At 72.0% G+C, this 19,157-nt stretch carries 23 protein-coding genes; 16 read left to right on the forward strand and 7 right to left on the reverse strand.

What is annotated here, in order from left to right; translation table 11 throughout:
* Positions 1 to 66: 66 nt before the first annotated feature.
* The 3 genes from ACTRO_RS26280 to ACTRO_RS26290 all read right to left on the reverse strand — a co-directional run bounded on the left by ACTRO_RS26280 (position 67) and on the right by ACTRO_RS26290 (position 3,982).
* Positions 67 to 2,214, reverse strand: a complete 2,148-nt coding sequence (locus tag ACTRO_RS26280) for an RNA degradosome polyphosphate kinase (protein WP_051451422.1) — start codon at positions 2,212 to 2,214, stop codon at positions 67 to 69.
* Between the two features lie 86 nt (positions 2,215 to 2,300).
* The gene (mshD, locus tag ACTRO_RS26285) at positions 2,301 to 3,230 is read right to left on the reverse strand and encodes a mycothiol synthase (protein WP_051451423.1); all 930 of its coding nucleotides are present in this window, start codon (positions 3,228 to 3,230) and stop codon (positions 2,301 to 2,303) included.
* 41 nt (positions 3,231 to 3,271) lie between these two features.
* Positions 3,272 to 3,982 (reverse strand): response regulator transcription factor, encoded by a 711-nt coding sequence (locus tag ACTRO_RS26290; RefSeq protein ID WP_034267226.1) that lies wholly within the window; start codon positions 3,980 to 3,982, stop codon positions 3,272 to 3,274.
* Positions 3,983 to 4,242: 260 nt separating this feature from the next.
* On the opposite strand from ACTRO_RS26290, the gene ACTRO_RS26295 reads away from it, so the two are divergent.
* The 6 genes from ACTRO_RS26295 (at position 4,243) to ACTRO_RS26315 (ending at position 8,290) form a co-directional block, all read left to right on the forward strand.
* Positions 4,243 to 4,512, forward strand: coding sequence for a MoaD/ThiS family protein (locus ACTRO_RS26295; RefSeq protein WP_034276834.1), 270 nt, complete (start codon positions 4,243 to 4,245; stop codon positions 4,510 to 4,512).
* A gap of 3 nt (positions 4,513 to 4,515) precedes the next feature.
* Entirely contained in the window at positions 4,516 to 5,880 is a 1,365-nt protein-coding gene (locus ACTRO_RS26300) for a hypothetical protein (protein ID WP_034267228.1), read from the forward strand.
* Positions 5,881 to 5,974: 94 nt separating this feature from the next.
* Entirely contained in the window at positions 5,975 to 6,799 is an 825-nt protein-coding gene (locus tag ACTRO_RS43940; protein ID WP_157436456.1) for an LmeA family phospholipid-binding protein, read from the forward strand.
* Between the two features lie 97 nt (positions 6,800 to 6,896).
* On the forward strand, positions 6,897 to 6,977 hold the full coding sequence (locus tag ACTRO_RS51490) for an Ms5788A family Cys-rich leader peptide (RefSeq protein ID WP_425394886.1): 81 nt from the start codon (positions 6,897 to 6,899) through the stop codon (positions 6,975 to 6,977).
* Positions 6,978 to 7,128: 151 nt separating this feature from the next.
* Positions 7,129 to 7,962: a sulfurtransferase gene (locus tag ACTRO_RS26310; protein WP_034267230.1), complete on the forward strand. Its 834-nt coding sequence runs from the start codon at positions 7,129 to 7,131 to the stop codon at positions 7,960 to 7,962.
* A 37-nt stretch (positions 7,963 to 7,999) separates the two neighbouring features.
* A complete protein-coding gene (locus ACTRO_RS26315; protein ID WP_034267232.1) occupies positions 8,000 to 8,290 on the forward strand; it encodes a DUF1416 domain-containing protein in 291 nt (96 codons plus the stop codon).
* Positions 8,291 to 8,378: 88 nt separating this feature from the next.
* Here ACTRO_RS26315 and ACTRO_RS26320 read toward each other — a convergent pair whose 3' ends face one another.
* Positions 8,379 to 8,744, reverse strand: a complete 366-nt coding sequence (locus ACTRO_RS26320) for a DsrE family protein (RefSeq protein ID WP_034267235.1) — start codon at positions 8,742 to 8,744, stop codon at positions 8,379 to 8,381.
* A 190-nt stretch (positions 8,745 to 8,934) separates the two neighbouring features.
* Between ACTRO_RS26320 and ACTRO_RS26325 the strand changes: the two genes are divergently transcribed.
* The 5 genes from ACTRO_RS26325 (at position 8,935) to ACTRO_RS26345 (ending at position 12,712) form a co-directional block, all read left to right on the forward strand.
* Positions 8,935 to 9,435 (forward strand): heme-binding beta-barrel domain-containing protein, encoded by a 501-nt coding sequence (locus tag ACTRO_RS26325; RefSeq protein WP_034267238.1) that lies wholly within the window; start codon positions 8,935 to 8,937, stop codon positions 9,433 to 9,435.
* Positions 9,436 to 9,517: 82 nt separating this feature from the next.
* The gene (locus ACTRO_RS26330; protein ID WP_245594491.1) at positions 9,518 to 10,012 is read left to right on the forward strand and encodes a Fur family transcriptional regulator; all 495 of its coding nucleotides are present in this window, start codon (positions 9,518 to 9,520) and stop codon (positions 10,010 to 10,012) included.
* A 6-nt stretch (positions 10,013 to 10,018) separates the two neighbouring features.
* A complete protein-coding gene (gene ygfZ, locus ACTRO_RS26335; RefSeq protein WP_034267244.1) occupies positions 10,019 to 11,017 on the forward strand; it encodes a CAF17-like 4Fe-4S cluster assembly/insertion protein YgfZ in 999 nt (332 codons plus the stop codon).
* Positions 11,018 to 11,178: 161 nt separating this feature from the next.
* Positions 11,179 to 11,706, forward strand: a complete 528-nt coding sequence (locus tag ACTRO_RS26340) for an RsiG family protein (protein WP_034267247.1) — start codon at positions 11,179 to 11,181, stop codon at positions 11,704 to 11,706.
* Between the two features lie 25 nt (positions 11,707 to 11,731).
* A complete protein-coding gene (locus ACTRO_RS26345) occupies positions 11,732 to 12,712 on the forward strand; it encodes an asparaginase (RefSeq protein ID WP_051451425.1) in 981 nt (326 codons plus the stop codon).
* Positions 12,713 to 12,746: 34 nt separating this feature from the next.
* Here the strand turns inward: ACTRO_RS26345 and ACTRO_RS26350 are convergent, their stop codons facing one another.
* Positions 12,747 to 13,628, reverse strand: a complete 882-nt coding sequence (locus tag ACTRO_RS26350) for an amidohydrolase family protein (protein ID WP_211244416.1) — start codon at positions 13,626 to 13,628, stop codon at positions 12,747 to 12,749.
* Between the two features lie 137 nt (positions 13,629 to 13,765).
* Here ACTRO_RS26350 and ACTRO_RS26355 point away from each other — a divergent pair, with 137 nt between their 5' ends.
* The 3 genes from ACTRO_RS26355 to ACTRO_RS26365 all read left to right on the forward strand — a co-directional run bounded on the left by ACTRO_RS26355 (position 13,766) and on the right by ACTRO_RS26365 (position 15,357).
* Positions 13,766 to 14,182 carry a helix-turn-helix domain-containing protein gene (locus tag ACTRO_RS26355; protein ID WP_245594492.1) on the forward strand — a complete coding sequence of 139 codons (417 nt, stop codon included), beginning with the start codon at positions 13,766 to 13,768 and terminating at the stop codon, positions 14,180 to 14,182.
* Positions 14,169 to 14,837, forward strand: a complete 669-nt coding sequence (locus ACTRO_RS26360; protein ID WP_157436457.1) for a hypothetical protein — start codon at positions 14,169 to 14,171, stop codon at positions 14,835 to 14,837. Before ACTRO_RS26355 ends, ACTRO_RS26360 begins: the two co-directional genes overlap by 14 nt.
* A 166-nt stretch (positions 14,838 to 15,003) precedes the next feature.
* Positions 15,004 to 15,357 (forward strand): DUF2516 family protein, encoded by a 354-nt coding sequence (locus ACTRO_RS26365; protein ID WP_034267250.1) that lies wholly within the window; start codon positions 15,004 to 15,006, stop codon positions 15,355 to 15,357.
* Between the two features lie 310 nt (positions 15,358 to 15,667).
* Here ACTRO_RS26365 and ACTRO_RS26370 read toward each other — a convergent pair whose 3' ends face one another.
* Positions 15,668 to 16,459 (reverse strand): class I SAM-dependent methyltransferase, encoded by a 792-nt coding sequence (locus tag ACTRO_RS26370; RefSeq protein ID WP_084316532.1) that lies wholly within the window; start codon positions 16,457 to 16,459, stop codon positions 15,668 to 15,670.
* 7 nt (positions 16,460 to 16,466) lie between these two features.
* The gene (locus tag ACTRO_RS26375; protein ID WP_034267255.1) at positions 16,467 to 17,213 is read right to left on the reverse strand and encodes an SDR family NAD(P)-dependent oxidoreductase; all 747 of its coding nucleotides are present in this window, start codon (positions 17,211 to 17,213) and stop codon (positions 16,467 to 16,469) included.
* 156 nt (positions 17,214 to 17,369) lie between these two features.
* On the opposite strand from ACTRO_RS26375, the gene mshA reads away from it, so the two are divergent.
* On the forward strand, positions 17,370 to 18,623 hold the full coding sequence (mshA, locus tag ACTRO_RS26380; RefSeq protein ID WP_034267257.1) for a D-inositol-3-phosphate glycosyltransferase: 1,254 nt from the start codon (positions 17,370 to 17,372) through the stop codon (positions 18,621 to 18,623).
* Positions 18,620 to 19,144 (forward strand): type III secretion system chaperone family protein, encoded by a 525-nt coding sequence (locus tag ACTRO_RS26385; RefSeq protein WP_034267260.1) that lies wholly within the window; start codon positions 18,620 to 18,622, stop codon positions 19,142 to 19,144. The genes mshA and ACTRO_RS26385 overlap by 4 nt, the downstream gene beginning before the upstream one ends.
* Positions 19,145 to 19,157: the final 13 nt, after the last annotated feature.

The raw sequence follows: 19,157 nt of genomic DNA on the forward strand, positions 1-19,157 counted from the left end.
ACCGCGTCCACATGGCAGTCCTCACGTGTCCGGTGCCCGCCGCAGACGCTCGCGCGCGCGGGGCACTCATCCCATCCGGGCCCGCCGTGCGGCGGACTGTTGGTTGCGCGCCTCGATCAGCGCCTTCTGCACGTCCCGGGCCGCCACGCCCTCCGGCGGCGTGCGCCGGGTCCACTCGCCGTCCGGGCCCAGGGCCCAGCACACCGCGTCCTCGGCGAACACGGAGTCGATCAGTTCAATCAGGGTACTGCGGTGGGCGGGGTCGCCGATGCGCACCAGCGCCTCCACCCGGCGGTCCAGGTTGCGGTGCATCATGTCGGCCGAGCCGATCCAGACCTGGGCCGGCTCCGGCGTGCTGCGCGCCCCGGCCGGGACCGAGACGTCGTCGCCGAACACGTACACCCGGGAGTGCTCCAGGAACCGGCCGAGCACACTGCGCACCCTGATGTTCTCGGACAGGCCCGGCACGCCCGGACGCAGCGCGCACATCCCGCGCACCACCAGGTCGATCTTCACCCCGGCCTGCGAGGCGGCGTAGAGCGCGTCGATGACGGTCTCGTCCACCAGGGAGTTCATCTTCATCCGGATCCGGGCGGTGCGGGCCAGCGCCCGCCGTCCGCTCAGCGCCTTCTTGTGCTCGTTCTCGATCTTCTCGATCAGCGACTCGCGCATCCCGTGCGGGGCGGTCATCAGCCGCCGGTAGCTGGTGGTGCGCGAGTAGCCGGAGAGCCGGTTGAACAGGTGGGTCAGGTCCTCGCCGACCTGCGGGTCGCAGGTGAGCAGGCCGAGGTCCTCGTACTGCCGCGCGGTCTTCGGGTTGTAGTTGCCGGTGCCGATGTGCGCGTACCGGCGCAGCCGGTTGCCCTCCTGACGCACCACCAGGGAGAGCTTGCAGTGCGTCTTGAGGCCCATCAGGCCGTAGACGACGTGGCAGCCGGCCTGCTCCAGGGTGCGCGCCCAGGCGATGTTGGCGTGCTCGTCGAACCTGGCCTTGATCTCGACCAGGACGAGCACCTCCTTGCCCGCCTCGGCCGCGTCCACCAGGGCGTCCACGATCGGGGAGTCGCCGCTGGTGCGGTAGAGCGTCTGCTTGATCGCGCGCACGTCCGGATCGGCCGCGGCCTGCTCCAGGAAGGCCTGCACCGACGTGGAGAAGGAGTCGTACGGGTGGTGCAGCAGGATGTCGTGCTGGCGCATCGCGGCGAACACGTCGATCCCGGCGCCGGACTCGAACTCGGCCAGGTCCTGGTGCACCGCGGCGGCGAACGGCGGGTACTTCAGCTCCGGCCGGTCCTCGCCGGCCACCGCGAACAGCCCGGTCAGATCGAGCGGGGCGGGCAGCCGCAGGATCTCGGCCTCGCCGACCGCGAGCTCGCGCACCAGCAGCTCCAGCACGCCCGGGTCGATGCTCTCCTCGACCTCGAGCCGCACGGCCGGGCCGAACCGGCGACGCATCAGCTCCCGCTCGAGCGTCTCGAGCAGGTTCTGCGAGTCCTCCCCGTCTATCTCCACGTCCTCGTTCCGGGTCACCCGGAAGGCGTGGCAGCCGAGCACCTCCATCCCGTTGAACAGGTGCGGCAGGTGCGCCGCGATGACCTGCTCGAGCGGGACGTAGCGCTGTTCGGCCACCTCGATGAAGCGCGGCAGCAGCGGCGGCACCTTCACCCGGGCGAAGTGCTCGTGCTGGCTGACCGGGTTGCGCACCTGCACGGCCAGGTTGAGCGAGAGCCCGGAGATGTAGGGGAACGGGTGCGCCGGGTCCACCGCGAGCGGGGTGAGCACCGGGAAGATCCGCTCCCTGAAGAGCACGTAGAGCTCGTCCTGCTCGGCCTTGGTCAGCCTGGTCCAGTCGACGATCTCTATCCCGTGCTCGGCCAGCTCCGGGCGCAGGTGCTCCTGGAAGCCGGCGGCGTGCCGGTGCATCAGCTCCTGGGTCGAGGCCCAGATCCGCTGCATCACCTCACGGTGGCTCAGGCCGGACGCGGTGACGCCGGCCGCCCCGGTGGCTATCCGCCGTTTGAGGCTGGCCACCCGGACCATGAAGAACTCGTCCAGGTTGTTGGCGAAGATCGCGCTGTACTTGGCCCGTTCCAGCAGCGGCACGCCGCGGTCCTCGGCGAGGTCGAGCACCCGGCTGTTGAACTGCAGCCAGGACGCCTCCCGGTCGAGGAATCGGGACGCGGACGCAGGTGACGGGTCCACAGGCTGATCCATGATCCAACTCTCGCATAGCCGGGTGAACGGAAGGTTGCCTCCGCACGGATTCTTGGTGCTGATCCCCGCCTACCCGCCGACCGGCCTCAGCGCACCCGGTATTCGAGATCGACCGAGCGGGTGCGGAACCCGGCCTGTTCGTAGAGCCGGACCGCGCCGGTGTTGTCGCCGTCCACGTAGAGCACGACCGTGCGGTAGCCGCGGGCGGTCAGGTAGGCCATCCCGGAGTGCAGCAGAACCCTGCCGAGGCCGAGGCCCTGGGCGGCCGGGGAGACGCCGAGCACGTAGACCTCGCCGACCGCGTCCGGGCCGTAGGCGCCGGCCGGGTGGGTCTTGGTCCAGTGGAAGCCGACCAGCTCGCCCCGGCCGTTCGCCCCGATCCGCTCGGCGAGGAAGAACCCGGCCGGGTCGAACCACGGCTCGGCCTTGCGTTCGGCCAGGTCCTCGGCGGTCCACTGGCCCTGCTCCGGGTGGTGCGCGAAGGCCGCGGCGTTCAGGGCCAGCCAGGCCTCGTCGTCCTCGCCGGGGCGGAAGGAGCGCAGCGAGATGCCGTCCGGCGCCTTGGGCGAGAGGGTGGTCGGGGCCCAGCCGGTCAGTTCCAGCAGCCGCAGCTCGCGCGACTCGCGCAGGCCCAGCTTGGCGGCCACCCGGCGGGCGGCGGGGTGCGCGCCGTGCGCCCAGAACCGCACCGCTCCGGCGGTCAGCGCGTCCCGGGCCAGCAGCGTGCCGAGGCCGGCTCCGCGCGCCTGCGGGGCGATGACGAGCTCGCAGCCGCGCCCGGCGGTGGAGCCGTCGTCCCCGGCCTCGTCCGGCGCGCCCAGGTAGGCGTAGCCGAGCACCGCGCCCTTCGCCCCGTGCTCGATCAGGTGCATGGTGCCCGCGCGTCCGTGCGCCACGGCCAGCCGGGCCTCCTCGGACAGCGGCACGTGTCCGTCCGCACTCGCCGCGGCGGCGACCAGCGCGGCCACCCGCTCCCGATCGGCCTGGGTCAGGGATCCCGCAGTCTGTTCGCGCATGACACTTAGACTAGATGTCCTACCGGCGGACGAGCGGATCTTCAGACCGCGGCGACGGCCTCGCGCTCGCTGCGCTTGTCCGGGTTGACGAAGCGGTAGCCGACGTTGCGCACGGTGCCGATCAGCTGCTCGTTGTCGGTGCCGAGCTTGGCCCGCAGCCGCCGCACGTGCACGTCCACGGTGCGGGTGCCGCCGAAGTAGTCGTAGCCCCAGACCTCCTGCAGCAGCTGCGCCCGGGTGAAGACCCGGCCGGGGTGCTGGGCGAGGTACTTGAGCAGTTCGAACTCCTTGAAGGTCAGGTCGAGCACCCGGTTGCGCAGGCGGGCGGTGTAGGTGGCCTCGTCGATCACCAGGTCGCCGTTGCGGATCTCCAGCGGCAGGTCCTCGGCGCCCGAGGCGGCGGCCAGCCGGCCCAGCGAGAGCCGGATCCGGGCCTCGAGCTCGGCCGGCCCGGCGGTGTCGAGCAGGACGTCGTCCACACCCCACTCCGCGGTGACCGCGGCCAGGCCACCCTCAGTGGTGATCAGCAGCATCGGGCAGTCCAGGCCGGTGGTGCGCAGCAGCCGGCACAGCGAGCGGGTGGCCGGCAGCTCCCGGCGCCCGTCGACCAGCAGGACGTCCGCCGGCGGGGCGTCCATCAGCGCGGACGCCTCGGCGGGGGCGACGCGGACGGTGTGCAGGAGCAGGCCGAGCGAGGGCAGCACTTCGGTGGAGGGCGCGAGGGCGTTGGTCAACAGGAGCAGCGTGGCCATGAGGGTGGGGCTCCTTCCGCCGGGCGGCATGCGGGTTTCGTAACCTGCGCGTAAAAAGCAAACAAGGACCCGGGGGCTTCACTGCCCGAGTCCTTTACCGGGCAGGATAGCCGACATGTCCGCCGGGTGTCTGTAACGAAGAGCACACGATAACGGCGGGAGTGCGTACGTCCGGCCTCATGCGTGGCCGATACTTGAGGGACGCCGGACCATCCTTGGGGCCCGGCCGATCCACGCGAGCGAGAGAGGCGGTGCCGTCGATGAGCGCGACACTGCGCTTCTGGGCCGCCGCGCGCGAGGCCGCGGGCACGGCCGAGGAGCCGGCCGACGCGGCCACGCTCGGCGCGGCGCTGGCCGAGGCGGTCGAGCGCCGGGGCGGTGCCGACGGCGGCGGAGCGCCGCTGCTGCGCGTGCTGGCGCGCTGCTCGCTGCTGGTGGACGGAATACAGGTGGGGCGGGCGGACCCGGGCACGGTCGCGCTGCACGAGGACTCGGTGGTGGAGATCCTGCCGCCTTTCGCCGGAGGCTGAGCCGTGGGCTACGGACCGCAGGAGCCATACGAGCCGTACGAGTACGGCCAGTACCAGCCCAACCCGTACGAGGGAGGCGGCGAGGGCTATCCGGAGTACCCGCAGCCCGGCTACCCCCAGCCCGAGTACCAGCCGTACCCGGAGCAGGCGTATCAGGAGCAGCCGTACGCCGAGCAGCCGTACCAGGATCCCGCGTATCAGGAGGCGTATCCCGCCGACCCGGCCGTCGCGGCGGACCCGCAGTGGGCGATGTCCGGCATGGGCTGGGAGCAGCGCGCCTGGGACGAGGCGCGGCTGGGTGTCTCTCCGCTGCAGGAATACGGCCAGGATCAGGGCGGGCGCCAGACGGACTACGAGTCGAACGCTCCCGGCCGGGGCTCGCGCCGACGGGCTGCCGCGCCCGAGCACGAGCGCGAGTACGACGGGTACGACGAGTACGGCAATTACGACGAGCACGGCGGTTACAACGAATACGGCGGGTACGCCGAGGAGCCGGGCGCGTCCGAGGTCCCGCAACCGCGTTCAGGTCTGACCGAGCCGGCCGAGTTCGGCCAGCCGACGGTGCGTCAGGCTCCGTCGCCCGCCGCCGCGTCCGCTCCGGGAGCAGTCCCCGCACCAGGTCGTGGCGCGTTCGGTGCAGCCGGGCTAGGCGCGATATTGGCGCTTGCCGCGCTCGCCTCGGCGTCCGCGGCGCTGGTGGTGATCGCGTTGGTGCAGCTGGGTGTGGCCTACGGCTGGCAGCTCGCGGCCGGTCTCGGCCGTAACGGCCGGGGGGACCGCCGCTCGATCGTGCTGACCGCGCTGATCGGCTGGGCCGCGAGCGCCGCGGCCTTCAAGCTGACCGGCAGTCAGCGAGACATCAGTGTGCCGGTCGCGCTCGGCGTCGGATTCCTGCTGCTGGCAGCCGATCAGACGCTGCGTCAGCGTACCGCGATCGGCGACGGCGAGCGGATCACGGCGCTCGCGGTCTCGGTCGCCGGGGCCGTATTCGCCGCGCTTCCGGCCGCCTTCGTGCTGGCCGACCGCACGGACAAGGGTCTGACGGCGGCGTGCGCGTCGGCGGCCGCGGTCGGCGTGCTCTGTTGCGCGCTGCTCGGCCGCGACCCGTTGCGCGGCATCTTGGCGGCGGTCGTCCCGGGAGCGGCGGTCGGCGCCCTGGCGGCCACCTCGTTCTCGGCGACCGGCGGCCTGAAGGCGGGCGCCTTCGGCGGTGCGGTGGCCGCGCTGGCGGCCGGGGCCGGTTCCGGCGCGCTCGACCGGATGACGGCGGAGGGCGAGCTGCGCGGCTCGACCCGGATCGTGGCCCAGACGCTGCCGCTCGGCCTCGCCGCGGTGGGGGCGGTCTTCGCCACCGCCGTGTTCCGCTGAGCACGGTCCCGGGAGCGCGGCCCGATGAGCACGGTTCCGGCTCAGTCCCACGCGATTTGTCCCCTCGAGCGCAGGTACGGTTTACGCTGATCGGGTGACTGAGCCTACGGTGCCCATGGGTTATCCGGGCGGGGAGCGGCCCGGCCCGAACGAGCGAACCGCCGTGCTGCCGGTACGCCGGCGCAGACGCTGGCGACGCTGGCTGATCGCGCTCGTCGTGCTGCTCGCGGTGCTGGTCGGGGTGGACCGGATCGGGCTGGCCGTGGCGGAGAACGAGCTCGCCGGCCGGATCCAGACGTCTCAGCATCTGAGCCAGAAGCCGAGCGTGAGCATCGCCGGCTTCCCCTTCCTGACCCAGGTGGCCCAGCGCCACTTCGACCACGCCACGGTGGACATCCACGACCTGGACGCGAACGGGCTGACCATCTCCGACCTGCACACCGACCTCTACGGCGTGCACGTGAACGGCGCCTTCAACGGGGCCGAGGTGGACTCGCTCAAGGCGAACGCCGTGATCGGCTACAGCGCCATCGGCCAGGCGCTGTCCAAGTACATGACCCTCGACGGCGTGCAACTCGGCACCGCGACCATCACCCCGGCCAGCGGCGACGAGCTCACCTTCGCCTTCTCGCCGCCCGCCGGGATCACCTCGCTGATCGGCGGAAACGACCTGATCAAGCTGACCGTGCACGTCTCGCTGGAGAGCCCGAACATCCTCGAGCTGCGCTCCGGCCAGTTCCCCGGGCTGCTCGCCGATCTCGGGTTCCAGCCGCTGGACGTCAAGTTCGACCTGTCCACGCTGCCGTTCGGGGTGAAGCTGACCTCGCTGACCTACACCTCGACCGCCGTGCAGGTGCAGGCCGAGGGCAAGAACGTCAACCTCAGCCAGGCCGGCCTGTCCACCAGCTCGGGTGGCTGAGCCGGAACGGCCGCGTTATGTTTCAGATGTGAGACTACCGTCTCATAGAACGAGATGTTCGTGACAGCCCGGCTGATCCGTCCCTAGTATCGAGGCCATGAGGCCTCAGGCAGAGCTCACCAAGCGGCGCGCAGTCGACCTGTGCCGCGTCGCCACCTGCCTGTGTCCCACGGCCTGATCTAGGCCGCTTCGCCGCGCCCGGATATCGGGCAGACGGCCGCTCGAGGCAGATCGGGCCCCACACTCCGAGTATCCGGCAAGCGCAAGCAAAGCCGCGGCCTGTGGCCGTGCCCGCACCATTCACTCTTCGTGATCAACAGGAGACTCATATGAGCCGCAACGACGTCCTGGTCGACGCCGATTGGGTCGAGGCGCACCTCGACGACCCGAAGGTGGCCGTCGTGGAGGTGGACGAGGACACCAGCGCGTACGAGAAGAACCACATCCGCAACGCCATCCGGATCGACTGGAAGCGCGACCTGCAGGACGCGGTCCGCCGCGACTTCGTCAACAAGGAGCAGTTCGAGGCGCTCCTGTCCGAGCGCGGCATCGGCAACGACACCACCGTCGTGCTCTACGGCGGCAACAACAACTGGTTCGCGTCCTACGCCTACTGGTACTTCAAGCTCTACGGCCACCAGGACGTGAAGCTGCTCGACGGCGGCCGCAAGAAGTGGGAGCTCGACTCGCGCGACCTCGTCGCCGAGGTGCCGAGCCGCGCCGCCACCAGCTACGTCGCCCAGGAGCAGGACGCCACCATCCGCGCGTTCCGCGACGAGGTGGTCGAGGCGATCAACGCCAAGAACCTGGTCGACGTGCGCAGCCCCGACGAGTTCTCCGGCAAGCTGCTCGCCCCGGCGCACCTGCCGCAGGAGCAGTCGCAGCGTCCCGGCCACGTGCCGAGCGCCAAGAACATCCCGTGGTCCAAGGCCGCGAACGACGACGGCACCTTCAAGTCGGACGACGACCTCAAGGCGCTCTACGAGGCCGAGGGCGTGGACCTGGCCAAGGACACCATCGCCTACTGCCGCATCGGTGAGCGCTCCGCGCACACCTGGTTCGTGCTGCACGAGCTGCTCGGCCAGGCGAACGTGAAGAACTACGACGGCTCGTGGACCGAGTACGGCTCCCTGGTCGGCGTCCCGATCGAGCTCGGCGCCTGAGCCCCGCCCGGTCGATCAGCAGAAGGAGAGTACTGATATGTGCGGAGCCACCACCGGCGGCCTGTCCCGAGAGGGTATCGACGTGTCCAAGGAAACCGTGATCGAGGGGACGGTGAGCAAGGACGGCGTGCCCGTGACCGGCTACGTCCGCCTGCTCAACGCCGACGGCGAGTTCACCGCCGAGGTGCCCACCTCCGCCACCGGCGCGTTCCGCTTCTTCGCGGCGCCCGGCAGCTGGACGCTGCGCGCGCTGGTGCCCGGCGGCAGCGCCGACCGCGCCGTGGTGGCCAGCCAGGGCCAGGTGCACGAGGTCGCGATCGCGGTCTGATCCGACCCGATCCTTCGAAGGCCCCCGGCGATCGCCCGCCGGGGGCCTTCGGCGTGCCGCTTCGAAGAAGATCGGCTTTGCCGGCGGGTCAGTAGACCAGCGCCTGCGTCCCGTCCTCGAGCACCTCGGCCACGAAGGCCTGCGCGCCGGCGATGCGCACGCCCGGGCGCAGCATCTCCTCGGTGATCTCCCGCCGCGCCGCGCACTGCGTGCACAGGGTGATCGTGCCGTTGGCAGCGATGGCCTCCATCAGGTCCGGCAGCGGGGCGGAGTGCGGCAGGTCGAACTCCTCGGCCTTGCCGGGCAGCGCGAACCACGAGGACTCGCCGGTGAGCCACAGCGAAACCCGCGCCCCGGATGCCGCGCCAACCGCCGCCACGGTGAACGCCTGAGCGCAGCGCTCCGGCGCATCGGCTCCCGACGTGACCTTGATAACGAGATTCTTGGTCGTCATGAGCGTCCACGGTATTAGACTTGACCCGCCGAAACAGACCGGGCCGACCCGCCCGCCCGGATGGCCGAGACGCCGAGGAGCGCAGCAACGATGGACAACTTCTTCACCGCCCTGCTCGTGGTGATGTTCCTAGCGGTCCTGTGGTTCGCGGGCTACGTCGTGGTGAAGCTCTTCAAGGGCCAGAGCTGACATGCCGTTCGAGATCCCGCAGGACCTCGACCCGGCGCTCTACCCGCTCTCGTTCCTGATCGGCGAATGGGCCGGAGTGGGCCTCGGGCAGTACCCGACCATCGAGGACTTCCGGTTCGGACAGGAAGTCAGTTTCAGCTACATCCCGGGCAAGGCCTTCCTCGACTACGAGTCGAAGTCCTGGCTCATCGACGAGGACGGCGAGAAGATCCGCCCGCTCGCCCGCGAGCACGGCTACTGGCGGCCGCAGGAGGACAAGCAGCTCGAGGTCGTGCTCGCGCACCCGACCGGCGTCGTCGAGATCTGGGTCGGCCAGGTGGACAGCGGCAAGATCGAGCTGAACACCGACGCCGTCGCGCGCACCGCCTCGGCCAAGGAGTACTCGGCCGGCAACCGGCTCTACGGGCTGGTCAAGGGTGATCTGTACTGGACGTTCGACATGGCCGCGATGGGTCACGGCATGCAGAACCACCTCGCCGCGCAGCTCAAGCGGGTCGCGTAGGTCCCCGGCCCGGCTCGCCGGGGCCGGCGGCGGGCGGCGGAAGCCGACCGGAGCGGTCCGGGGCACGGCGTACAGTTGCTCTGTGGCGACCACTGGCGGCTCGGCCGCTCCTGTGCCCCCCGACCTGAGTGACCAGCTGCGGGCCAAGGGTTATCGGCTCACGCCCGCGCGCCAGCTCGTCCTCGGGGCGGTCGTCGCGCTCGAACACGCCACTCCGGACGCGATCTGCGCCGAGGTGCAGCGCACCGCCAGCTCGGTCAACCTCTCCACCGTGTACCGCACGCTCGAGCTGCTCGAGGAGCTCGAGCTGGTCTCGCACACCCACCTCGGCCACGGCGCCCCGATCTACCACGCCGCGCACGAGCGCGAGCACCTGCACCTGGTCTGCGGGTCCTGCGGCCGGGTGATCGAGTCCCCGTCGGAGTGCGCCTCGACCATGATCGCCCAGCTGCGCGCGGATTTCGGCTTCGAGACCGACATCGCGCACTTCGCGCTCTACGGCCGCTGCTCCGAGTGCCGCGCGTCGGCCGACGCGGCGCACCGGGCCGGGAACAACGACCTCGGCATGGAGGGTTAACCGGACATGCGTTCCCCCCTGCTTGATCTGCCCGGCGCCGTGGCGGCCGAGGCCCCTGACGAAGGCGTGGCCGCGCACTACGGCAACCCCCATGTGGAGCAACGCGAGCTGGTCGCCGGGCGCGGCTTCGTCGACCTGTCGCACCGCGGCGTGCTGCGCATCGGCGGAGCCGATCGGCTCAATCTGCTGCACTCGCTGACCACGCAGCACCTGAGCGCGCTGGCGCCGCATACGGCCACCGAGACGCTGGTGCTCGACCCCAACGGGCGGATCGAGCACGCGCTCTACCTCGTCGACGACGGCGAAGCGCTCTGGGCGCACGTCGAGCCGGGCACCGCCGAGCAGGCCGCGGCCTTCCTGACCAAGATGCGGTTCATGCTCGACGTCGACCCGGTCGACGTCACCGACGAGTACGCGGTGGTGTTCGAGGCCGGGCCGACGGCGTCGGCCGAGGCCGCGCGGGTGCTCGTGCGCGAGCTGCCCGACGGCACCGGACGCGAGCTGTTCCTGCCGCGAGCCGAACTCGCCGAGTACGGCCGTACCCATGGGCATCCGGCGGGCGTCTGGGCCGACGAGGCGCTGCGGATCGCCGCACACCGGCCGCGGCTCGGGCTCGAGGTCGACCAGCGCACGATTCCGCACGAGCTCGGCTGGCTGGACACCGCGGTGCACCTGAACAAGGGCTGCTACCGGGGGCAGGAGACGGTCGCGCGCGTGGAGAACCTGGGCCACCCGCCGCGCCGCCTGGTGATGTTGCACCTCGACGGCACCGAGGAGCGTCTGCCGGCGCATGGAGCGGCCGTCCTGCACGACGGCCGTGAGGTGGGCGCGGTGACGAGCGCGGCCCGCCACTACGAGCTCGGCCCGATCGCGCTGGCCGTCGTCAAGCGGAACGTGCCGGTAGACGCCGTGCTCGAGGCCGACGGCGTGCCCGCCGGCCAGGAGGTCGTGGTCCCGCCGGACGCCGGCGGCAGCGCCCGGGACCGGCTGCGACGCCACGGCTGACCTGCACGGGTGGCAGGTAGGACGAGAGGCGTGCAAATTGCACAGTGCGCTCGTCTTATCGGGTGACAGTCGTCTGTCATGGGGCCGCCTGCCCGCGCGACGTGGCACGATGCAGCCATGTCAGGAGTCTGGGAAATCCAGCGGGAAGGCGGCCGGCCGCGATGACGGCTCACACCGAGCGCAGGCTGGACCGCGTGCTGTCCGCGGATCTCGACCTGCGGCGTCTGACCACGGCCAGGCTGCGCGCCTGCCGGGCCGAGGCGATCGCCGAGGAGGCGGACCTGTCCTACCTGCGCCGCCTGTTGCACGGCCGGATCGACATAATCGCGGCGGAGCTGACGGCTCGGGCGGACGGCGACTCGAGCCCGCTGATCGGGCGGCTGATCGAGATCCTGGCCGACCACAGCACCCCCCGCCAGGTCTCCGCCCGCTACCAGCCGATCGACCGGGCCCGGGCGGGCGAGTACCGCCAGGCCATGGAGGCCTCGCTGGGCGACCTCGACCTGCCCGATCTGGCCTCCTGCCCCGCCGCCCGGCTGCACGAGGTGGCCGACCGGCTCAGCCGGCACGAGCGGGAGATCTCCGCGCTGCGCCGCACGGTGCAGCAGGTCGTCGACGCTTATGCCGCAGAGCTCGCCCGCCGGTACCGTGAAGGTGAGGCGACGGTCGACGAACTGCTCGCCGAGTGAACCGCGAGCAAGGAGCATCCGCAAGATGGCAGTGATACCCGGGGACAGCGTCGTTCCGGATGAGGCCCAGCCGGTCCTGGTGGAGATCGTCAGGTCGGGCTTCGTCGAGGGCGTCCACCGCGGCCGCCTGGTCCTGCTGGAGTCGGACGGCACGGTCGCGCTGAGCATCGGCGATCCGCACGCCGTGCTGCTGCCGCGCTCGTGCAGCAAGCTGATGCAGGCCACCGGAATGCTCGAGGCCGGGCTGGACTTGCACGGCGAACTGCTCGCCATCGCCGCGGGCAGCCACGCCGGCGCGCCGATCCACATCGAGGCCGTGCGCAAGATCCTGGCCGGCGCCGGGCTCGGCGAGCAGGACCTGCAGACCCCGGCGGCCGCGCCCGGCGACGAGGAGGCGCTGGCCGAGTTCCACCAGCGCGGCGAGGAACCGGCGCCGATCTACTTCAACTGCTCCGGCAAGCACGCCGCGATGCTGGCCACCTGCGTGGTCAACGGCTGGCCGACCGACACGTACCTGGACCCGGCGCACCCGCTGCAGCTGGCCTGCCGGGCCGCGATCGAGCGGCTGACCGGCGACCGGATCGGGGCCGAGGCCGTGGACGGCTGCGGCGCGCCGCTGCTCGGCGTCTCACTGCTAGGCCTCGCCCGGGCCGTGCGGGCGTGCGTGCTCGCCGAGCCGGATACACACGAGCGTCGGGTGGCCGACGCCATGCGGGCGCACCCCGAGTACGTCGCCGGCGAGCACAAGCTCGACACCCACGCCATGCGGGCGGTGCCCGGACTGCTGGCCAAGACCGGAGCCGAGGCCGTCTACGTCGCCGCGCTGGCCAACGGCCGGGCCCTGGCCTTCAAGATCGACGACGGCAGCCAGCGCGCTATCGCCCCGGTGCTGGCCGAGGCGCTGCGCCGGCTCGACGTCCCGGACGCCGACGTGGCCGGCTTCGGCGCCGCGCCGCTGCTCGGCGGCGGGCGCCCGGTAGGGATGCTGCGGACCGTCTTCGGCTGAGTCTGCTGTTTCGGCGCTACGGCCGCTACGGCGGCTACGGCGCGGTGAGCCAGGACTCGATCCCGGCCACCGCGTCGGCCACCAGCTCGGCCGGTGCGTCGCTCGTCTCCAGCGAGGTGCGGGCCAGGCCGGCCAGCCGCTCGTCGGTGAAGCCCAGGCCGCTGCGGGCCAGCTCGTACTCGCCGAGCAGCGGGCCGAACAGCGTCGCGTCGTCCGCGCCGAGCGAGCAGCGCACGCCGGCATCGAGCAGGGCGGGCAGCGGGTGCTCTGCGAGCTCGCGGTAGACGCCCCGGCTCAGGTTCGAGCTGATCGCGATATCCAGAGACACCCCGCGCGACACCAGCAGTCCCACCACCGTCGGGTCCTCGACCGCTCGTACCCCGTGAGCCAGCCGGGTCGCGCCGAGAAGGTCGATCGCGTCACGCACGCTCTCCGGGCCGCTCAGCTCCCCGGCATGCGGTGCGAGGGTCAGTCCGGCCTCCCGCGCGGCGGTGAATGCGGGGGCGAATGGCCCGTTCGGGAACGCCGCTTCGTCGCCCTCGAGGCCGAGCGCGAACACGCCCTGCGCCACATGCCTGACGGCCAGTCGGGTCAGCTCGCCCGCCAGCTCAGGGCCCTCATGCCGAGGCAGCGCCATGGTCAGCCCGAAGCCGATGCCCCGGCGCCCCGCCTCGTCCAGCCCGGCCGCGAGTACGAGTTCGAGCACTGCGTCCCAGGTCTCCGGCCCGCCTTGGACGTGCGGCGAGAAATGCGGCTGGAACCAGACCACGCCGTCGGCCGCGGCGTCCGCGACCGCCCCGCGCACCAGCCGGTCCAGATCCCCCGGCGTCCGCGCGCGCATGGCGCCGGCCAGGTGCAGGTGCAGCTCCGCCTTCGGCAGCCGCCGCAGGTCCCGGATCCCGGTGACCAGGGCCACATCGTCTCCCCGTGCAGTCGTGGTGGTCGTCTCGGCGTCGAACGTATCGGTCGATCATAGAAGCCCGCGCCGCGCCGTGCGCACCCCCAGCTAGCGCCTGCTTGCTTTTGCAAGCACTCCGGGGCACACTGAGGGACGTGACAGACCTGCACCTCGGCCCGGTCCGGCTCGCGCAGCTGGGCGCCTACATCCGCGAACAGCGGGAGAGCGCCCAGTACTCGCTGCGCCAGCTGGCCTCGGCGGCCGGGGTGTCGAACCCCTACCTCAGCCAGATCGAGCGCGGGCTGCGCAAGCCCAGCGCCGACGTGCTCCAACAGCTCGCCAGGGCCCTGCAGATCTCCGCGGAGACGATGTACATACGGGCCGGGCTGCTCGACGGGGAGCAGGACACGCGGGCGGAGCGGGGCGAGGAGGCCGACCGGGCCGCGGCGGGCGGGGTGCTCGCGGCGATCACGGCCGACCCGCACCTGACCACTCGTCAGAAAAGCGCCCTGCGGGAGATCTATCTCTCCTTCCGCGGGCAGGAAGGCGGCACCACCGATGAACATGAGTGACGACATCCGCAAGACGCTGACCGACCCCAAGCCGCTCTACGCCCTGGCCGGCGCGGGCGACCTGGCGGCGGAGAAGCTCAAGGACGCGCCGGACCGGCTCAAGGACGCCCCGTCCAGGCTGGCCGAGGCGGGGGCGGCGCTGAGCAGCTTCGCCAACCGGATCGCCGCGGACGCCCCGGAGCACCTGGCCAAGGTCGGCTCCACGGTCCAGGACACCGTCGGCAAGGCGGCTCGTCCGGACACCGCCGCGCTGCGCGACAAGGCACAGACGGTGGCGCTGCAGCAGGTCGGGCGGCTGCTCGAGGCGGCCGGCCGGGCCGTGGAGACCTATGACGAGCTCGCCGAGCGCGGCCGGATCGTGGTCGGGCGCTACACCGGCGCCGCCGAGACCGTCCCGGGCGACACGGTCGAGCCGGCCGTGACGGTCGTGGTCGAGCAGCTGAGCGACGAGGAAGAGCTCCTCGGCGCGGACGACGAAGGCTGGGCGACCCTGCCCGAGGACGAGCCGTTCGATCGGCCGGAGAGCGCGGCCGAGGCGGCCGAGGTCTTCCTCGAGGAGGAGGACCCCGCCGCCGAGGAGCCGGCCGCGCCGAAGAAGGCGGCCCGCAAGCGCGCGTCCGCCCCGAAGAAGCCGCGCTCGCAGAGCGACGAGTAGCCCCGGCGCGAAGACGGCGGACGGGGGCCGTGCGGGCACGGTGGAGCGGGTGCGCGGTCACGCCGCGTGCCATGAGCTTCACCGTCGCGCGCCGGGAAGGTAGCTTGGACGGCGGGGCACGGCGCGGGCCGTGCCGCCGCCCCGACCGCGACGGCAAAGGAAGCCCATGGGCAGCGGACTGATCACCTCGACCTTCTTCAGCGTGCTCAAGCTGCTGCTGCTCGCGCTGACCTGCTTCCAGCTCTTCGCGTTCGTGGACGCCGCGATCCGCCCCTCCAGCGCCTACCTGGCGGCGAACAAGCTGACCAAGGTGGCCTGGCTGCTGATCCTGGGCATCGCCGTGGTCTACGACGTCAAGTGGGGCAGCGTCACCTCGATCCTGACCATCGTCGGCGCCGCGGCCGCGATCATCTACACGGTCGACGTGCGCCCGGCGGTGCGGCAGTACGCCGGATCATCGCGGGGCAAGAACCGCCAGAAGGACCGGAGCAGCAGCGACGGGCCGTACGGGCCCTGGTAAGCCGGCCCGAAGAGCCGCGGCGGGAGCAAGGCCGAATCAAGGCTCTGCGCAGTTCGGGTTTTCACATGATTCTCAACGGCTCTTCACAACCGGCTAAGCCTCAGCTGGCATCGTGGGCATCACCCCCCAAGGTCGGGGCGAACCGGTTCGCCGGAGAGCCCCGTGATCCGAGGGTGCCCGACCCTCGGAGGTGCTCACGCACCATTTCTGCGGTCTCGGCCGAGCTACCCCCCGCGAGCTCCGGCCGAGGCCGCAGACCATTTCCCCGCCGTCGCGCCTTCTTGCCGCGGCCGGCCGCTCTCGGCCACGGTCAGCCGCCGGGCCGCAGCGCCTCCCAACGCACCGTCAGCTCGCCCAGCCGCCAACGGTTCTCCCGGTCCAGTACCGGCCAGTCGGCCGCGAGCATCCGGGCCGCGCCGATCCAGCGCTGCCGGGCTCCGAAGGCGCCGAGCGGCGCGCAAGCGGCCCAGACCCGCTCCCAGTCCCGCAGGAACGCGTGCACCGGCTCGCCCGGCACGTTGCGGTGGATCAGCGCTTTAGGCAGCCGCTGCGCGAAGATCGCCGGACTCTCCAGTGATCCGAGCCGCGCCGCGAAGCTCAGCGTCCGCGGGCCCTCCCGATCCAGCCCTGCCCAGACCGCGATCCGCCCGTTCTCCGAGCACGTGCCCTCCAACAGCAGCCCGCCCGGCGCCAGCCGTCCGCACAGCCCGGCCCACACCTCGGCCACCGCGTCTTCGCCGTACTGGCGCAGCACATTGAACGCGCGCAGCAGGATCGGGTCGCGCGGCACCGGCAGCTCGAAGCCGCCCAGCCGGAACTCCAGCCCCGGCCGCCGGTAGGCCTCGCCCGCGGCCACCCGGGCCGGGTCGATCTCCAGCCCCAGCACGGCCAGGTCCGGTCGGCGCGTCCACAGCCGCTCGGCCCATTCCACCGTCGTCACCGGGTACGCGCCGTAACCCAGGTCCACGGCCAGGGCGCCGGTCGGAGCCCGCCACAGCAGCTGCTCATGCGTGCCGAGCAGCCAGCGGTCGACCCTGCGCAACCGGTTCGGCGCCGTCGTGCCGCGGGTGATGGCGCCCACCGGTCGGGTCCTGGCGGTCACGAAGCGGTCAGTTCCCCTGGACCCGGTGCACCTTGTACGAGGCCGCCTGCGCGATCGGCCGCACGACCAGCAGGTCCACGTCCACGTGCGCGGGCCGGGTCACGGCGAAGGCCACGCAGTCCGCGATGTCCTCGGCCTGCAGCGGCTCGGCCACCCCGGCGTACACCGAATCGGCCCGACCCTGGTCTCCGGAGAAGCGGTTGAGCGAGAACTCCTCGGTCTTGACCATGCCGGGGGCGATCTCGGTCACCCGGACGGGCTGACCGTTGAGCTCGAGCCGCAGCGTGTCGTTCAGCGCGTGCTGGGCGTGCTTGGCCGCGGTGTAGCCGGAGCCGCCCTCGTACACGCCGAGACCGGCCACCGAGGTGATGTTCACCACGTGACCCCGTCCGTGCCGCAGCATCGCCGGCAGCAACGCCTGGACCATGCGCACCGAGCCGAGCACGTTCACCTCGTACATCCAGCGCCAGTCCTCGATCGCGGTCTGCGCCGCCGGCGCGAGTCCGCGCGCCCCGCCCGCGTTGTTGACCAGCACGGCGCATTCGGGCACGCTCTCGGCGAGTGCCGCGACCGAGGCCTCGTCGGTCACGTCGAGTTCCACCGCGCGCACGCCGGTCTCCGCGGCCAGCTTCTCCAGCCGGTCCAGCCGCCGGGCCGCGGCCACCACCGCGAAGCCCTCGGCCGCCAGCCGGCGGGCCGTCGCCTCCCCGATCCCGCTGCTCGCCCCGGTCACCACCGCTACAGGTTGCGTCATGGCGCCATTGTCCCAAACCGCGCGCGCCCCGAGCGCCGGGCTCGCTCCGTCGCACTCCGGGAGGGAATAGGACCGCGGGAACGGGAGGTTCCACGCTTTGCTTGGAAAGTGCCCAGTCAAGAGGAGTGAGTGATCGTGAAGCCCCGCCGGATAGCCATGCTCTCCGTGCACACGTCCCCACTCGCGCGGCCGGGGACGGGGGACGCCGGCGGCATGAACGTCTACATCGTCGAGCTGTCCAAGCAGCTCGCCGCTCAGGGCACCGAGGTGGAGATCTTCACCCGGGCTACCAGCGGGGATCTGCCGCCGACCGTGGAGCTCGCCCCCGGCGTACTGGTGCGGCACGTCACGGCCGGGCCGTACGAGGGCCTTTCCAAGGAGGACCTGCCCGGCCAGTTGTGCGCGTTCACCTCCGGCGTGCTGCGCACCGAGGCCTTCCACGACCCCGGGCACTACGAGCTGATCCACTCGCACTACTGGCTCTCCGGCCAGGTCGGCTGGCTGGCCAAGGAGCGCTGGGGCGTGCCGCTCGTGCACTCCATGCACACCCTGGGGAAGGTCAAGAACGGCGCGCTGGCCGGCGGCGACTCGCCCGAGCCCGCGGCCCGGCTGATCGGCGAGGACCAGGTCGTGGCCGCGGCGGACCGGCTGATCGCCAACACCGCGCAGGAGGCCGAGCAGCTCGTCGGGCTCTACGGCGCCCCGGTCGACCGCGTGCCGGTGGTCCACCCCGGCGTCAGCCTGGACCGCTTCGCGCCGGGCGACCAGCTCGCCGCCCGGGCCAACCTCGGCCTGCCGCCGGACGCGCCGCTGCTGATGTTCGCCGGCCGGATCCAGCCGCTCAAGGCCCCCGACGTGCTGCTGCACACCGCGGCCGAACTGCTGCGGCGCGATCCCGAGCGCTACCGCGACCTGATCGTGGCGGTCGTCGGCGGACCCAGCGGCAGCGGCAAGTCCACCCCGCACCACCTGACCCGGCTCGCCCGGCGCCTCGGCATCGCCAAGCACGTGCGCTTCATCCCGCCGGTGGACCAGGACCGGCTGGCCGAGTACTTCCGCGCCGCCGACCTGGTCGTGGTGCCCTCCTACAACGAGTCCTTCGGCCTGGTCGCCATCGAGGCCCAGGCCTGCGGCACCCCCGTGGTCGCGGCCGCGGTGGGCGGCCTGAGCACAGCGGTGCTCGACGGCAGCTCCGGCGTGCTCGTGACCGGGCACGACCCGGTGGACTACGCCGCGGCCTGCGCCGCCCTGCTGGAGAACCCGGCCCGGCTGGCCGGCATGGGCGAACGGGCCCGCGAGCACGCGGCCGACTTCGGCTGGGCGCACACCGCCCGGCGCACCCTCGAGGTCTACTCCGAGGCCATCTCCGAGCGCTGGCTGACGCACCGCCGCGTAAGCTCTTTGGCGTGACCAAGGACGCGGGATCCGCACGGCGGCAAGCGGCCGACGAGATCGAGCGGGCGCTGCGGGAGGCCGAGGCCGAGTACGAGCAGCCCGCCGAGGGCCACTACGTCGTCACGCTGCCGGGCACCCGCAAGCTCTCCACGGCCTGCTCGCTGCTGCTCGGCGACCACACCCTCTCGGTGAACGCGTTCGTGGTGCGCAGCGCCGACGAGAACCAAGAGGCCGTCTACCGCTGGCTGCTGGAGCACAACGCCCGCCTGGCCGGGGTCGCCTTCGCGCTCGACCGGCTCGGCGACGTCTACCTGGTCGGCCGGGTGCCGCTGGCCTCGGTGACCGCGGCCGAGGTCGACCGGCTGCTCGGCACCGTGCTCGAAGCCGCCGACGGCAGCTTCAACACCCTGCTCGAGCTGGGCTTCGCCACCTCCATCCGGCGCGAGTGGGCTTGGCGGCTCAAGCGCGGCGAGCCCACCTTCAACCTCGCCGCGTTCGAGCGGCTGCGCCCCGAGCAGCCGCCGTCCAAGGACTGACGCGCCCGCGGAC

The organism is Actinospica robiniae DSM 44927, assembly GCF_000504285.1.
GTDB lineage: Bacteria > Actinomycetota > Actinomycetes > Streptomycetales > Catenulisporaceae > Actinospica > Actinospica robiniae.

Excerpts from the sequence above, each read along its gene's own strand:
- ACTRO_RS26280 (WP_051451422.1), bottom strand. The coding sequence starts at position 2,214 with ATGGATCAGCCTGTGGACCCGTCACCTGCGTCCGCGTCCCGATTCCTC.
- mshD (WP_051451423.1), bottom strand. The coding sequence starts at position 3,230 with ATGCGCGAACAGACTGCGGGATCCCTGACCCAGGCCGATCGGGAGCGG.
- ACTRO_RS26290 (WP_034267226.1), bottom strand. The coding sequence starts at position 3,982 with ATGGCCACGCTGCTCCTGTTGACCAACGCCCTCGCGCCCTCCACCGAA.
- ACTRO_RS26295 (WP_034276834.1), top strand. The coding sequence starts at position 4,243 with ATGAGCGCGACACTGCGCTTCTGGGCCGCCGCGCGCGAGGCCGCGGGC.
- ACTRO_RS51490 (WP_425394886.1), top strand. The coding sequence starts at position 6,897 with ATGAGGCCTCAGGCAGAGCTCACCAAGCGGCGCGCAGTCGACCTGTGC.
- ACTRO_RS26310 (WP_034267230.1), top strand. The coding sequence starts at position 7,129 with ATGAGCCGCAACGACGTCCTGGTCGACGCCGATTGGGTCGAGGCGCAC.
- ACTRO_RS26315 (WP_034267232.1), top strand. The coding sequence starts at position 8,000 with ATGTGCGGAGCCACCACCGGCGGCCTGTCCCGAGAGGGTATCGACGTG.
- ACTRO_RS26320 (WP_034267235.1), bottom strand. The coding sequence starts at position 8,744 with ATGACGACCAAGAATCTCGTTATCAAGGTCACGTCGGGAGCCGATGCG.
- ACTRO_RS26325 (WP_034267238.1), top strand. The coding sequence starts at position 8,935 with ATGCCGTTCGAGATCCCGCAGGACCTCGACCCGGCGCTCTACCCGCTC.
- ygfZ (WP_034267244.1), top strand. The coding sequence starts at position 10,019 with ATGCGTTCCCCCCTGCTTGATCTGCCCGGCGCCGTGGCGGCCGAGGCC.
- ACTRO_RS26340 (WP_034267247.1), top strand. The coding sequence starts at position 11,179 with ATGACGGCTCACACCGAGCGCAGGCTGGACCGCGTGCTGTCCGCGGAT.
- ACTRO_RS26345 (WP_051451425.1), top strand. The coding sequence starts at position 11,732 with ATGGCAGTGATACCCGGGGACAGCGTCGTTCCGGATGAGGCCCAGCCG.
- ACTRO_RS26360 (WP_157436457.1), top strand. The coding sequence starts at position 14,169 with ATGAACATGAGTGACGACATCCGCAAGACGCTGACCGACCCCAAGCCG.
- ACTRO_RS26365 (WP_034267250.1), top strand. The coding sequence starts at position 15,004 with ATGGGCAGCGGACTGATCACCTCGACCTTCTTCAGCGTGCTCAAGCTG.
- ACTRO_RS26375 (WP_034267255.1), bottom strand. The coding sequence starts at position 17,213 with ATGACGCAACCTGTAGCGGTGGTGACCGGGGCGAGCAGCGGGATCGGG.
- mshA (WP_034267257.1), top strand. The coding sequence starts at position 17,370 with ATGCTCTCCGTGCACACGTCCCCACTCGCGCGGCCGGGGACGGGGGAC.